Here is a 14096-nt window from a genome sequence, read left to right as displayed (position 1 = left end):
TACCGTCATTATCCGGGATTAGGGTTGTTGCGGTATTAGTGCAGGGTGTAGGGCTTCCTTCCGGGGAGATGTACCTACGCCCTGGTTTTATTTTTATCAGCCGCTGTGGCTGACGGGGCAGTGGTGGCAGAGGGAAGCTGATTTAAATAAAGCAAAGTCAGGGCGACGCCTAAGGTTGTGCGCCCCGTAAAAGAATTCAGGGGGAACCCCAGGATTTTTTCAATCGACTGCTTGCGGAACAAGACGGTTTTATAATGAATAAACAGCTTTTCCGCCACTACCTGCAGGCTGTCGTTCAGCAAGATAGCTTCGAGCGTAGCAAACAGTTCGGTGCCGTTTTGCTGGTCATAGCGAAGCAGTTTGCCGAAGGTATCATTAATCAGGGCATCCATTTTTGCCTGCGGAATATAATGGGCTAATGTCACCTGCAGTCCACTGTCCAGGAAGTGATAAATTCCTGCCTGAGGGGATATTCGTATGCCGATCAAGGCGGCATTGCGGGCCTCCCGGTATCTGTCGGCAAGGCTGCGCAGGTCTCCCCTCTGCTGGGCAATTCCAACCGCCCTGATTGCGTGGGGGAAGCGGGCGTCCAGCAAGGTTTTCAGGCGGTCGGCGGCAAGCCGTTCCGTTTCCTTGCCACTGCCGGCGGGGACGGAGGAAAAATCCAGTACGCCTAAGCCCTGGGGTGTTTCCCAGGCCAGCAGGGAACCGCCGGTCAATGTGTCAAGCATAGCGGCGCGGCAGTTGGTAGCCGGTGTTTTGTCCCAGGTATTCGGCAGCAGAAAAAAGAGGGAAAAGGGCTGGGTAGCATCAAGCTCCAACTGCCGGGCCTGCCCGGCTATTTCTTTGTCGACGGTCAGCGTCCCGCCAAGCAGACGGTTTAAAAATTCACCCTGCCGCTTGGGCAGTGGTTCGTAAGCAGCCGGCGGGCACTTGCTCATAATTTTCTCGATGGTGGCATCGAGCCGTCGTTTGATGACCGGTTTAACAATATAGTCAACAGCGTTGACTTCGAAGGCCTGCAGGGCGAACTGATTATGGGCGGTAACAAAGACAATGGCCAGGTTATTCTGGTATTGATACATTCTTCTGGCGGCGTCGAGGCCGTTGGCCGGCGGCATGTGTATGTCCAGGAAGACCAGTTGTACCGGCTCCTGCCGGAGCCGCTGACAGGCTGCCTCGATATCGGTATATTCACCTACGATCTCAAGAACAGGATATTGCCGGAGCAGGTGGGATAATACCTCGAGTGCCGGCGGTTCATCGTCGATAAGAATGGTTTTTATCACGGGACTGACACCTCTTGTTCTGCATGGTCTATCGGGTTGCTGCGCGGGTAAGACGGTAGATATATTATGTTTATTTCCCTGTGAGAGGGTTGTTTCCTGCCGGCCCGGGCTGGCAGATTATTGGTGCGGGAAGTTGCGGAGTTTGTTGTCGGGGCAAGTGTTATCCAAGAGGATAAGCAGAAGGGGAATGGGTTATCCAGAAAGATAATCTTACGTGAGAATAGCAGACAATCCGGGCAATCATACAGGAAAATACAGGACGACTGTATAAATAGTTCATACTTTGTAGAATTATGTTATTTTGCGGGAGGCCAGACAGCATGGGAACAGGTGGACGGACAAAGGCAAGTAAGGGTATGCACAGTATTAGAAAAAAGTTAATCGGAATTCTGGTGGTCGCCGTCGTAGCCGGACTTGCGTTATCATCGTTTCTGATTTATGAGACGGCACAAAAGGCGTTGGTGGAGAATACCGAACAGTCTATTCAGGCGTTAGCCGTCAGTTCAGGCCAGGAGGTGGGGCTGTGGCTGGATGAGCAGAAGTCCTATATTACCACCTTGGCCAACTCCCCCCTGGTAGAGGTGGGCAATGCTGCACGGACCTGGCCGTATCTGGCCCGTGAGATGGCCCGGGCAACCGATTATGATGTCCTGTTTGTAGCTAATGAAAAGGGCGATTATTTCTCGGCCACCCGCAATGACGGAGGCGGGATTATTCAGGGCGGTGCCAACATCAGTGACCGCGTGTATTTTCCCGAAGTTATGAAAGGAAAGACAGTGGTTTCCGATCCGGTTATCTCTAAAACCTCGGGAAATCTGGTGGTTGTCGTAGCCGTACCGCTTAAACGGGATGGCCGGGTAATCGGCATGATTGGCGGCAGTATGAATATTGAAAAATTGATGCAGAAGGTTACCGGAACCAAGGTATATAAAACGGGCTATGCTTTTTTGGTCCAGGGCGACGGGCTGGTCATTGCCCATCCGGATAAGAATGTGGCAATGAAAAGCAATTTTCTCAAAGAAGGCGATTCCCGCCTGCAGCAGGCATTAACACAGGCCTTGCAGGGAGAGAGCGGCATTACTCCTTACCGTTGGGGTAATGTGGACAAGTATGCAGGGTATGCGCCGGTGTCCGGCGGCAGCTGGGCCTTGGTGGCCTCGGTACCGGCGGACGAAGTGCAGGGACAGTTGACGGCGATTACCCGCATCTCCCTTCTGACGCCGTTGATTGTGGCTATATTGATTATCGGGATGACCGGGTTGCTGCTCACCAGACTGATCATTCGGCCGCTTAATGATTTTCAGTCCATGATGGCTTTAGTGGAAACCGGTGATTTTACGGTGCGCGGCAAGGTATACGCCAACGATGAAATTGGGGCGCTGACCGGCGCAGTGAACCATACACTGCAGGTACTGGGCGGCATGGTTGGGGATATCCGGCAGACGACGGGGCAGTTGAAGGAATCTTCGGTCGACCTGATTGATGTTTCGACTACCTTGGCGGCCAATAGTGAGCAAATGAGCGCCCAGATATCGACAATCAGCGCCACAGTGGAAGAAATTTCGGCCGGCATTGAGGAAACGGCCAGCTCGGCCGAAGAGGTAAGCCATAGTGTGGACGCGGTGGCCGGGCTGGCGAATGGGATGTCGGCTGCCTCGCAGCATGTGGCGGAAACGACCAGCCGGATTGCCGGACAGGTGGATCAGGTCAGCGACGTAGTGGAGGAAATATCGCAAAGTATCAACCGTGTGGCCGTTGCGGCCGGCGATGTCTCCGCCTCCATGGAGGATGTAGACCGGGCGGTACAAGAAATCAGCCATTCACTTAGTCAGGTCGGCCAGCAATGTGACAGATCCATTCAGATAACGCTGGCGGCAGAAAATCAGTCGCAGGAAACGACGGCTATCATCCAAAAACTAAGTACCACAACGAAACGAATTAATCAAATTGTCGACGTAATTCGTAATATCGCCGAGCAAACCAATATGCTGGCGTTAAACGCGACTATTGAGGCGGCCGGGGCCGGCGAGGCAGGCAAGGGTTTTGCCGTAGTGGCGGCCGAGGTCAAGGAATTGGCGAAACGGACGGCGGAAGAAACAAGGCATATTGCCCAGCAAATCGAGGAAATGCACAGCGATATGGGGGCAGCAGTCGGTGCGGTGGGGAAAATTGCCACGGTTATCACGGAAACGACCGGCATTACCCGCACGATTGCTTCGGCAGTGGCCGAACAATCGCATAGCGTCGGCGATATCACGACGGCGATGACGGCCGGCGTCCAGGAAGTGGCGGGTATCAGCAAGGAAATCAGTGATATCGCAGCCCATGCCCAACAGGTCTCGCAAATGGCGGTAGCGGCTTCGGAAGGGGTCAGACAGGTGGATGAGGCCACGGCGGATATTTCGATCAAAGCAATGGAAATGGCGAAAAGTGCTGATCAAATGGCTGCGGTGATGGGGAATATCGCCCTGGCAACCAAAGAAATCGCGCAAGGGACGCAAAATATTACGGAAAGTATTCAGGAAGCCGATGCCGCCACGGCGGATATGGCTGCCACCGCTTCACACACCAGCGGCTCCGCCAGTGAACTGGGCGAAACAGCCCGCCATCTGGAACGGCTGGTAGAACAGTTTAAGGTCTAAGCACCCGCGACAGCCATATTTCCCGGCAGCAGCGGCGTCCGCGCCGGAAGGTGGCACAGACAGGCTGCGCCAGCCGGCAGATCAAAAAATGAGTGGTGACAATGATGGATTTCGGTCAGGAATTACTGCAAGAATTTATTGAAGAGGCCAAAGGACATATCGGAACGCTGGAGGCCGGGTTGCTGCGCCTGGAAGAGGGCAGTTACGAGACGCCCCTGCTAAATGAGCTGTTTCGCGCCGTTCACAGTATCAAGGGGACGGCCGGTTTTTTTGAAATGGATAAAATCGTAACCCTGACGCACGCAATGGAAACGCTGCTGGGAAGACTGCGCAATCAGGATTGCTGTATTACCGTAGCGATGATTGACGGACTGTTAACGGCTGCCGATCAGTTGAAAGAGTTGGTGAATAATCCTGCCGATCAGGAATTCATCGCCATTGAGGGGCCTCTGGGCGTTCTGAACGCTCTGAACGGTGAAGCGCAGGAAGAACTGTCCAGTATGGAAAGTCCGCAGGGTGTTTGGGATCTGTGGGACCAGTTGACCGGTGATGCCGCTCAGGAGGTTGCCGCAGCACAAGCACTGGCGCCGCAGGCTGAAATCCTACCAGTACCTGGTAATCAAAATACCGTACCGGCGTCCGGCAATAGCGCGGTAAAAGAGCCCTATACCGAGGCCGGCCGGGCGAAAAACGGCTTGTTTGAGGAAAGCGTCCGGGTCAAGGTAGCACTACTCGACGATCTGCTGAATATTATCGGTGAAATGGTTTTGCGACGCAATCAACTGCTACGTATTACCGAAAGCATCGGCTGCGAAGCGCCGCAACTGGATGTGGTAACCCATGGCATCGACAGTCTGACAACCAAACTGCAGGAAAAGGTTATGAAGGCCAGAATGCAGCCTGTAGCCAATGTATTTAATAAGTTTCCCCGCATTGTCCGGGAATTGGCGCGCAGTTTAGGGAAAGAGGTAGAACTGGTTACTCAGGGGATGAACGTGGAAATGGACCGTTCCATCATTGAAGCGCTGGTCGATCCAATGACTCACCTGGTACGCAATGCCCTGGACCATGGCATCGAGTTGCCTCAAGTTAGGCTGGACAAGGGCAAGCGCCTGCCGGCGACGCTGCTGCTGCACGCCTACCATGAGAGCGGCCGGGTAGTGATTGATATCCAGGATGACGGGACCGGCATTGATCTGGAGAAAATCAGAACCAAGGCGGTGGCCAGAGGCTGGGTGACGGAAACGGAAGCAGCGCTGTTAAAGGAAAGCGATTTGCTGAGCTTCATTATGAAACCGGGGTTTTCCACCGCTGACCAGGTTACCGCCGTATCCGGTCGGGGCGTCGGCATGGATGTGGTCAAAACCAACATTGAAAAACTGGGCGGTAAAGTGGAGGTGTTCACCACCAGAGAGCGGGGTACCACGTTTCGTCTGCTGCTGCCGCTGACCTTGGTCATTATTTCTTCCTTTATTGTGGAAGCGGCAGGCGAGGCCTTTGCCATCCCGCAGGCCAATGTCAAGGAATTGGTGTTGCTGCAGCCAGGCAATCAACGGCAAAAACGGATTGAATTTATTCAGACCTCGCCGGTGTTGCGGTTGCGTAACCGGCTGTTGCCACTGGTCCGGCTCGCCGATATTCTCGAAATGGACGGAAATAATACCGACAGCGCGGCTTATTTCGCCGATGAAACCCGGACCTTTCGCATTCTGGTAATTAAGAGCGGCAGCTTGTGGTACGGCCTGGCGGTGGATGCCGTTTATGACACCGAGGAAATTCTGGTAAAGCCGGTTCCGGCCGCCCTGAAAACCAGCGGCTGCTATTCCGGGGTAACCGTGCTGGGTGACGGACGGATTGCGATGATCCTCGATTTGGAACATGTCCACCTGAAAGCTAAGCTGCGGCTGCAGGACGAACAGCTGCGGCCGACAGCGGAGGAAACCTCCCGGCCGGAGGAGACGGGGCTGCTGCTGTTTAGGACCTCCGGCGGCGAAATGCTGGGGGTTGACCTGTCGATGGTGGCCAGAGTGGAGAAGGTGGCGGCAACGGCCTTGCAGAAAATCGGTTCGCAGCAGTATATTACCTTTCAGGGACGGATTATCCGTGTTATCCGGCCGGAATATCATTTGCCACTCGGCAGGCGGAAGACTAAGCGTAACTGGGTGTATGTCATTTTGCCCCGGTTTGTCAGATTCCCGGTTGGCATTATGGCCGAGGAAATTTATGATGTGGTTTCCACGCCGATCCAACTGGAGGGCTGCCATATCAGTGGACAGAGCGCCCTGGGTTCTATTCTGGTGAACGGCCATATCGTCACGCTGCTGGATATGTATGCTCTGTTTCAGGCGGCGGTACCCGAATATTATCAGGCCTCCCAGCAGTTTCCGGCGGAGCAGGCGGCCGCTGTGGCACCACGGCGGGCGAAAATTTTACTGGCCGAGGATACTCCCTTTTTCGCCCGTGTGACCAAAAGCTATCTGGAAAGTGATGGCTACGAGGTTGTGGTGGTGGAGGATGGGGTACAAGCGCTGGCGGCCTTGTCCAGTCAGGTTTTTGATGTGGTTGTCAGTGATGTGGAGATGCCCCGGATGGACGGACTGGAGTTGGTACGAACCATCCGGGCGCGGGAGGAGCTTAAGCATTTACCGGTGATTGCCCTGACTTCCTTAAGCGGTGCAACCAACCGGGAAAGAGGCTTGCGGGCCGGATTTGATTTATATGAAGGTAAATTAAACAGGGCCAGATTATTAAAAAGTGTTGTTGCCGTGCTGCAGAAGAATAAGCAGGGCTAAGTACCTTGTCAACCCTAATCCTGTGAATACTGACGGTCTATTTTCCGCAGACCTTCGTTGTCGTCAGGCAGCATACTTACGGTATGTCTCCTTCCTTCGCCTTGTCTTGTAAAAAATAGCCTCGCCATTATTCTACTGTTTTAGGGTTGATAAGGTACTAGTGTCTTGGCAAAGTTGTGAATTAGGATTAGGCAGTATAGATTTTTTTGCAATGCAAGGCGGAGGAGGCGCGCATATCGGGAATACGTAAGGCGACGACAACGCAGCGGTGCGAAAAAAGATATGCTGTCTAACCTAAGATTTAACTTAGTCAAAACACTAGCTGCGGCTGAAAAACCGGAAAAGGGGGAGCCTGCTCATGGCTCGTGTACTTATTGTAGATGATTCGGCGGTTGCCCGGAAAAAATTAATCGAGATCATGCAGGAGTTAGGGCATAAGGTTGTGGCGGAAGCGGCGAATGGGGCACAGGCCTTTGCTGAATATGTCAAACACAAACCGGATGTGGTGACGATGGACATGACGATGGAGGGTATTAGCGGGGCGGAGACGATCTCCAAGATCATTGCCGGTTACCCTGAGGCGCGGATTATTGTTATCAGCGCCATTGAGGAGCGGCCGGTTATTCTGGATTCGCTGGAACGGGGCGCCCGGCATTTTATTATAAAACCTATTACTGCCAGTAAAGTGGCAGAGGTTGTCGGTAATGTTCTGAATCAGAAACTTGATTATCAAAAGCACCTGGAACTGGTACGCCGTTTGAAGGGGACTGCCGGGCCGGATGAACGGCTGAAGACGGCAGGAGAGGTGCGCCTGCCGCCCTATCAGATTTTCCGGGACGGCAAAGTGGTACAAATTGCTATTTATCCCGCATTGTCACCGGTTAGCTGTCAGAGTCTGTTGATTGAACTGCAGGAACACCTGGAGGAAGAGCCGCGGTTGCTGCTGAATTTTGGTGCAACCGCCAGCCTGAAAAAAGAAGTGCTGGCTGTCTTGGACCGGCTGGTGCAGGCGATTGAAACTAAAGGCGGCATCGTGAAAGGAATTGCCCATGATTTGGAGTTCACTGAAGATCTGGCCGGGCAGGGGCATGCTTTTTTGTCGGCGGTTGTTCGTCATTTTCCCGGTAACTCGCGCGGCGGCGAAAATTATAAATAAAAATAAGTAAGGCAGATGGATAACTATGGCAAAAATACTGGTTGTTGATGACAGTCCGGTAGAAATAAAAATTGTGCGTAATTTCCTGCAGGACAGGCATGAGATTATTGAGGCCCAGGAGGGGAACCGGGCGCTTGAACTGGCGGCTGCTTGCCAGCCAGATCTCATTTTATTGGATATTATCATGCCCGGTCTCGATGGTTTCGCTATTTGCCGCGCTTTGAAAAGCCGTTCTGATTTGGCGGATATTCCGGTTATCTTTATAACCAGCGCTACTCAGATCAGGGATGTTGTGGAGGGCTTTCGCAGCGGCGGTCAGGACTATATCATCAAGCCTTTCTACGCATTGGAACTGCAGGCTAGAATCAAGGTCCATCTGGAACTGAGGCAATCGCAGAAAACATTGCAGCAATATATTCTACAGATGGAGCAAAAGAACGAAGAATTAAAAAAGATGATGGAGAAACTGGAAATTTCCGCTAAAACCGATTACGTCACAGGGTTGGCTAACCGTCGCAGCATGATGGAAACCCTGCAGCAGGAAATGGAACGGCTGAAACGGGAAGGCGGTCAGTGTGCGCTCATCTTGGGGGATATTGATAATTTCAAGCAGGTAAACGACACCTATGGTCATGAATGCGGCGATATGGTGCTGAAAACTGTGTCGGCATGCATGCGGTCAGTGCTGGGCAGTCAGAACTACCTGGCGCGCTGGGGCGGTGAGGAGTTCTTGATGCTGTTGCCGGGAGCCGGACTGACTGAAGCGAAACAGCGTGCCGAACAAGTCAGAGCAGCTATTGCCAAACAGGTTTTTCTGTATCGCGGCCGTGAGTTTTCCCTGACTATCACGTTGTCGGTAATTGTGCTGGCCGCCGATTCCGAGTTGGATGAAAGCATGCGGGTGCTGGATAACGGCTTGTATCTGGGAAAAAGATGTTCGAAAAATTGCGTGGTCGATTCCCGGGACGGCGTTGTCTGTTCCCGGGAGTAGAGTGATCTGTAATAGAAAAGTACAATCGCCACTAAATAAAGCAAGGAGCCTTCGTTAGAAGGCTCCCTTTCGATTTGTTTATACTAACTGCAGCAGCCGGGCTGTCTGGGCTACCAGAAAGCACACGCCAAAGGCCAGGACGGTGGGAATGAGGAAGGTCAGCAAGGTCCACTTGAGACTGCCTGACTCTTTGTAGGCCGTTAGGAGGGCGGTGGTGCAGGGCCAGTGCAGCAGACAAAACAGCATGGTGCAGGTGGCGGTCAGCCAGGTCCAGCCATTGGCGAGGAGAATCTCTCCCAGCTCGGCCAGGGAATCTATTTCCGTCATCTGCCCGGCAGCCAGATAGCCCATCAGTAAAATCGGTACGACAATTTCATTGGCCGGCAAGCCGAGGATAAAGGCCAGCAGAATGAAACCGTCCATGCCCACCGCGTGGCCGAAGGGCGCCAAAAAGTCGGCCATGTGGGCTAAAACACTGCTGTCGCCTATGTACACATTAGCCAGTATCCAGGTAATGGCTCCGGCCGGGGCGGCCATAATCAGAGCCCGCTTGAGGACGAAGTAGGTGCGGTCAATTAAGGAACGGTAAATAATCGCGCCAATCTGTGGCGGCCGGTAAGGCGGCAGCTCCAGAACCAGGGAAGAGGGTTCTCCCTTTAACAGCGTATGGGACAGTGCCCAGGAAACGGCGAAAGTGGTCAGAATACCTAGGAGAACCAGACCGGTAATGACGGCGGCGGCCACCAGTGTTTCAAATTGTTGAGCAAACAAACCGCCGACAAAGATAGTGGCAATGGCAATCAGGGTGGGGAAACGTCCGTTGCAGGGAACAAAATTATTGGTCACGATAGCAATCAGACGTTCCCGGGGAGAATCGATAATCCGGCAGGATACGATACCGGCGGCGTTGCAGCCAAAGCCCATGCACATGGTAAGCGCCTGTTTGCCGCAGGCTTTGCATTTCTTAAAAATATGATCCATGTTGAAGGCGACGCGGGGCAAATAGCCCAGATCTTCCAGCAGGGTAAACAGGGGAAAGAAAATGGCCATGGGCGGCAGCATGACTGAAACCACCCAAGCCAGGCCGCGGTACAGACCTAAGACAAGTACACCGTGCAGCCAGGCAGGGGAACCGGCTGCTGTAAACCAAATAGTTAGCTGATCCTGGAAGGCAAATAAGGCATCGGCTAATAAGTCGGAAGGGACGTTGGCTCCTTCGATGGTAATCCAGAAGATAACACCTAACAGGGCCAGCATAATGGGATAACCAAAAAGCCGCGAGGTAACAATATCATCCAGCTTTTGGTCCCAGGAACGGGCCGTTTCCCGGGAACGGCGGACTACTTTTTGCGTAATTTGCTCGGCATTGGCATAGATATCGGTAACAATAATGTCGCCCAACTGGGTGCCGGTGCCACGGCGGAGGGCATCCGCCGTGGCGAGAGTCTCGGACAGGCTGGTGATGGGCTTGACGGTTCCGCTCATATGGCTGCTACCTCCTTGGCTAGAGGCAACGCAGTTTGCCGGGTAATGTGCCGGTGGATCTGTTCAATGAACCTGGTATCACCGTCAAGCAGCCGAAGCGCTACCCAGCGGGGGTTTAGTGCCGTGCCAACCAGGCGGGTGATGCCCGGCAGCAAGGCGGCTACCGCTTCTTCCACCACCGGTGAATAAGTAATCTGACGGGGCGAAGGCTGTTTAACGCCAATGCTGACCTGATATAGCGTTTCTTTTAAGCTTTCCAGCCCTTCGCCCTGCCGGGCCGCCGTGGCAACGACGGGAACACCCAGTTCACGCTCCAGGGCCGGCAGGTCGATGTGAATATTCTTTTTACGGGCTTCATCCATTAAGTTGACGCATACAATGCAGTTAGGGGTAATCTCCATGACCTGAAGCGCCAAATTTAAGTTCCGCTCTAGGCAGGTGGCGTCAAGTACTACCAGTGTGGCATCGGGTTTGCCGAAGCAGATGAAATCACGGGCCACTTCTTCTTCCACCGTATGGGCCAGAATGGAATAGGTTCCCGGCAGATCGACCAGCAAAAAATTCTGTTTGTGGTGAGTGAACAAGCCTTGGGCATTATCTACCGTTTTGCCGGGCCAATTCCCGGTATGCTGCCTAAGGCCGGTCAGGGCATTAAATACAGTGCTTTTGCCGACATTGGGATTGCCGGCCAGCGCGATGATGAACTGCTGGGAATCGGCGGTAATGCCGAAATGTTCCTGCAGCACCTGAGAGCGATTTTCGATTTGCTTATTCAATGGATATCGCCTCCGTTATTCATTGGGGTAAACCTTGATTAGACTGGCATCATGGTTGCGCAGGGCAATGGTGGTGCCGCGCACCCGATAGGCAATAGGATCACCGGCCGGGCTGCGACGCACACACTCGACCGGTGTGCCCGGCACAATACCTAAGTCCAATACCCGGCGGCGGAGTAAGCCGTCCAGTTCTACCGAAGAAATGCGGCAAGAGGAGCCAACCATAATTTCGGCCAGAGAAACGGGATCATTTATCATTTGCATTGTACAATACCTCCTGACTGCCTAAGGCAGTGAAAAATTTAAAATAAGGTTAGCCTCAGCTAACATGAGGGGGCAAAAAAACGGTTAGCGCAGGCTAACAATTTGGGCGTGTTTTCAAACTAACGGAATGTTCCATGGCGAATGATTTTGCGCCAGACAAGGCAAAATTTTTGCAGGAATGGCAGGCTCCTCTATTTCAAAGAAGTTTAACCAAGTATGGCACAAAAGGCACCGCCAGGGAACGTCTCGGACAGTTTGAAAACACGCCCCCTCGGGAATTACCCCTTTGCTATATGATATGGGGGAGTCGTAATAATGTTACAGCAGGCTAAGTTTTTTAAACGGTACAACCGGACGGTAGTCAACCGTAGTGTTTTCTGCTACTATAAAATGGGAGACTGCCGATAAAGACAGAAGTTTTTCGAAAAACGGTTGAAAGCCTTTTTTTATGTAAAAAATAGTACCGTGTCAACCTTAAGGTGGACTTGTCGCAGCACCGGTGGTGCGGCTGGACAGTAACTGCCGGTGCGGTCGGCCGGTCAGAGGAGGAAGCTATGAAGGCGAGAGTAGGACAATATGTCGCGGTAGCGCTGGGTTGCTTTATTTCCAGCGCATCAATTAATCTTTTTTTGGTACCCCACCAGCTGTTGAGCGGTGGTGTAACCGGTATTGCCATTATTTCTTACTTATTGTTCGGCCTGCCTATCGGGGTGCAGAATTTTCTGCTGAATGTTCCGCTGGTGTACGCCGCTTATCGTCAGTTGGGCAAAGATTATACTGTTTTGTGCATCTACGGCATTATCATGTTTTCTTTTGCCGTTGATGCGACCCGCTTTCTGGGAGGCTGGAATGTTCTGGACGATACCTTGCTGGCAGCCATTGCCGGCGGTGTGGTCAGCGGCATCGGCTCGGGGATTATTTTCCGGGTCAACGGCAGCGGCGGTGGTCTGGATATTGTGGCCGCCATTATCAAGAAACACTACTCCTTTAATGTAGGGCTGGTGGGATTTGCCGCTAACTGCCTGATCATGCTGGTCGCCGCTGCCTTGTTTGGCCTTAAACCTGCTATTTTAACCTTGATCGCCATGTTTATCGGTGCCAATCTTACCGACAAAGTGGTGGAAGGCTTTAATCGCCGGAAGACGGTATATATCATTTCTTACAATACGGATGAGATTTCCAAGGCTATTTTGAAGGAAGTGGGGCGGGGTGCCACCATTCTGCGGGGGGAGGGAGCCTTTACCCGCCAGGCCAAGCAGGTGATTTTTGTCGTCGTCAGCCTTACTCAGATTGCCAAACTAAAATTTCTGGTGCAAAATGCCGATCCCAATGCCTTTATGATTGTTAGCGACGCGGCGGAAGTACTGGGCCGGGGCTTTACCCTGCCGGGGAGCCGGGAGCGTTGAATGCCACGGCCGGTGGAATTTTTTTGAGACTTTTTCGTTAAAATGGGCACACTATATAGTACCTTGTCAGTCTTACATGGTAGGAGAATGGCGAGGCTATTTTTCGCAGTATAAAGCGACGGGAGGCATACCGGGAGTATGCTGACCGGCTACAACAAAGAGCGTAAAAAATAGACCGCCAGGACTTGCCGGATTAAGGCGGATCAGGTATTAGGGAAGGGAGGGTGTCCAAAATTCACGGCGAAAATAAAAAAAGCTCCGCCGTAGCAGCCTATACGCTGCCGCCGTCGGAAGTGGAGAAATTATTGGCTGCTCAGTATGGCGACAAGCTGGAACCGGTTGACTATGCCAAACTGACGCAGCTTAATCTAAAACGTCAGAAGCTGGAGCAGTTGCAGCAATAAGGATACGTAACGGAAACGCTAAAGAAAAAGGACTGCTGCCTGCAGTTAAAAGCAGGCAGCAGTCCCTTTGTGTTTTTATAGTAGAGGGATATCCTCGCCATATGCCACATATATATGGTAGAAATAGTGCGTTTAAGTGAGGATGTGTTACGTTGCGAGCAATGCTTCTCAGAAAAACCCGTATCTACTTCACGCTTGCTTCGCTGGTGTTTGCCGGCATATTTCTTAGTCTGATCGGCTTTGAATACTGGGACGAGATGGAACTGGCAGCTCTGCCCAATCAGCCGCTGCAACCGCCCAAGGGAAAGATCTCCCTGATCATAAAAATTCCCAGCCGGATACTTGAGGTTTATAATGACGGGGTGCTCTATAAGCAATACCGGATTGCCGTCGGCGACAACGATACGCCCACTCCTATCGGCGATTGGACGGTTATCTGGAAAGCTCACCGGTCGGGCGATATTATGGGGACCCGTTTTCTGGGACTGGATGTGCCTTGGGGCGGTTATGGGATTCATGGCACAAACCGTCCCTGGAGTATTGGCCAGTTTATCAGCCATGGCTGTGTCCGGCTGCGCAACAAGGATGTGGAGGAACTGTTCGAATGGGTGCCTGTGGGGACACCGGTCCGTATCGTAGATCAGCAGTACCGTATGCAGCGGACGCTGCGCTATGCGTCGATGGGCGCCGATGTGGTGCAACTGCAGCGGAAGCTGCAGGAACTGGGCTACCTGGAGGGACGGGCGGACGGCTTCTTCAACCGCGATACCGAAACGGCCGTCAAACGGCTTCAGCATGACAAAGGGGTTAAGATAACCGGTGTTGTTGATAAGGGAACGCTCAATCTATTGGGGATGTAAGGAAATAACCAGGCTGTCGCCAGCGGCAGCC

Annotated in this window: 11 protein-coding genes; 7 read left to right on the top strand and 4 right to left on the bottom strand. The window is 52.8% G+C overall.

Annotated features, from left to right (window positions below; translation table 11 throughout):
- Positions 1 to 74: 74 nt before the first annotated feature.
- Positions 75 to 1289 (bottom strand): response regulator, encoded by a 1215-nt coding sequence (locus tag BMW43_RS07990; protein WP_091745539.1) that lies wholly within the window; start codon positions 1287 to 1289, stop codon positions 75 to 77.
- A gap of 320 nt (positions 1290 to 1609) precedes the next feature.
- Here BMW43_RS07990 and BMW43_RS07985 point away from each other — a divergent pair, with 320 nt between their 5' ends.
- The 4 genes from BMW43_RS07985 to BMW43_RS07970 all read left to right on the top strand — a co-directional run bounded on the left by BMW43_RS07985 (position 1610) and on the right by BMW43_RS07970 (position 8870).
- Complete coding sequence (locus BMW43_RS07985; protein ID WP_177173506.1) at positions 1610 to 3931, top strand: methyl-accepting chemotaxis protein; 2322 nt, start codon at positions 1610 to 1612, stop codon at positions 3929 to 3931.
- Positions 3932 to 4032: 101 nt separating this feature from the next.
- Positions 4033 to 6723 (top strand): hybrid sensor histidine kinase/response regulator, encoded by a 2691-nt coding sequence (locus tag BMW43_RS07980; RefSeq protein WP_091745535.1) that lies wholly within the window; start codon positions 4033 to 4035, stop codon positions 6721 to 6723.
- Positions 6724 to 7081: 358 nt separating this feature from the next.
- Positions 7082 to 7879: a response regulator gene (locus BMW43_RS07975; protein ID WP_091745533.1), complete on the top strand. Its 798-nt coding sequence runs from the start codon at positions 7082 to 7084 to the stop codon at positions 7877 to 7879.
- Positions 7880 to 7904: 25 nt separating this feature from the next.
- Positions 7905 to 8870, top strand: a complete 966-nt coding sequence (locus BMW43_RS07970; protein WP_091745531.1) for a diguanylate cyclase — start codon at positions 7905 to 7907, stop codon at positions 8868 to 8870.
- 78 nt (positions 8871 to 8948) lie between these two features.
- Here the strand turns inward: BMW43_RS07970 and BMW43_RS07965 are convergent, their stop codons facing one another.
- Genes BMW43_RS07965 through BMW43_RS07955 form a run of 3 tightly spaced genes read right to left on the bottom strand, consistent with a single transcriptional unit; the run spans position 8949 to position 11395 of the window.
- Positions 8949 to 10355, bottom strand: coding sequence for a nucleoside recognition domain-containing protein (locus BMW43_RS07965; protein ID WP_091745529.1), 1407 nt, complete (start codon positions 10353 to 10355; stop codon positions 8949 to 8951).
- Positions 10352 to 11131 (bottom strand): FeoB small GTPase domain-containing protein, encoded by a 780-nt coding sequence (locus BMW43_RS07960; protein WP_091745527.1) that lies wholly within the window; start codon positions 11129 to 11131, stop codon positions 10352 to 10354. Before BMW43_RS07960 ends, BMW43_RS07965 begins: the two co-directional genes overlap by 4 nt.
- A gap of 15 nt (positions 11132 to 11146) precedes the next feature.
- Positions 11147 to 11395, bottom strand: a complete 249-nt coding sequence (locus BMW43_RS07955) for a FeoA family protein (RefSeq protein WP_218140628.1) — start codon at positions 11393 to 11395, stop codon at positions 11147 to 11149.
- A gap of 554 nt (positions 11396 to 11949) precedes the next feature.
- Between BMW43_RS07955 and BMW43_RS07950 the strand changes: the two genes are divergently transcribed.
- From BMW43_RS07950 to BMW43_RS07940, 3 genes are all read left to right on the top strand, one after another.
- Entirely contained in the window at positions 11950 to 12801 is an 852-nt protein-coding gene (locus BMW43_RS07950; protein WP_091745525.1) for a YitT family protein, read from the top strand.
- Between the two features lie 224 nt (positions 12802 to 13025).
- Positions 13026 to 13205 (top strand): hypothetical protein, encoded by a 180-nt coding sequence (locus BMW43_RS07945; protein WP_091745523.1) that lies wholly within the window; start codon positions 13026 to 13028, stop codon positions 13203 to 13205.
- Between the two features lie 161 nt (positions 13206 to 13366).
- Positions 13367 to 14065, top strand: a complete 699-nt coding sequence (locus BMW43_RS07940) for a L,D-transpeptidase family protein (protein ID WP_091745521.1) — start codon at positions 13367 to 13369, stop codon at positions 14063 to 14065.
- The last annotated feature ends 31 nt before the right edge of the window (positions 14066 to 14096 follow it).

The sequence above is a fragment of the Propionispora vibrioides genome (assembly GCF_900110485.1).
GTDB classification, from domain to species: domain Bacteria; phylum Bacillota; class Negativicutes; order Propionisporales; family Propionisporaceae; genus Propionispora; species Propionispora vibrioides.
This window is presented reverse-complemented; position numbering and strand designations above follow the sequence as displayed.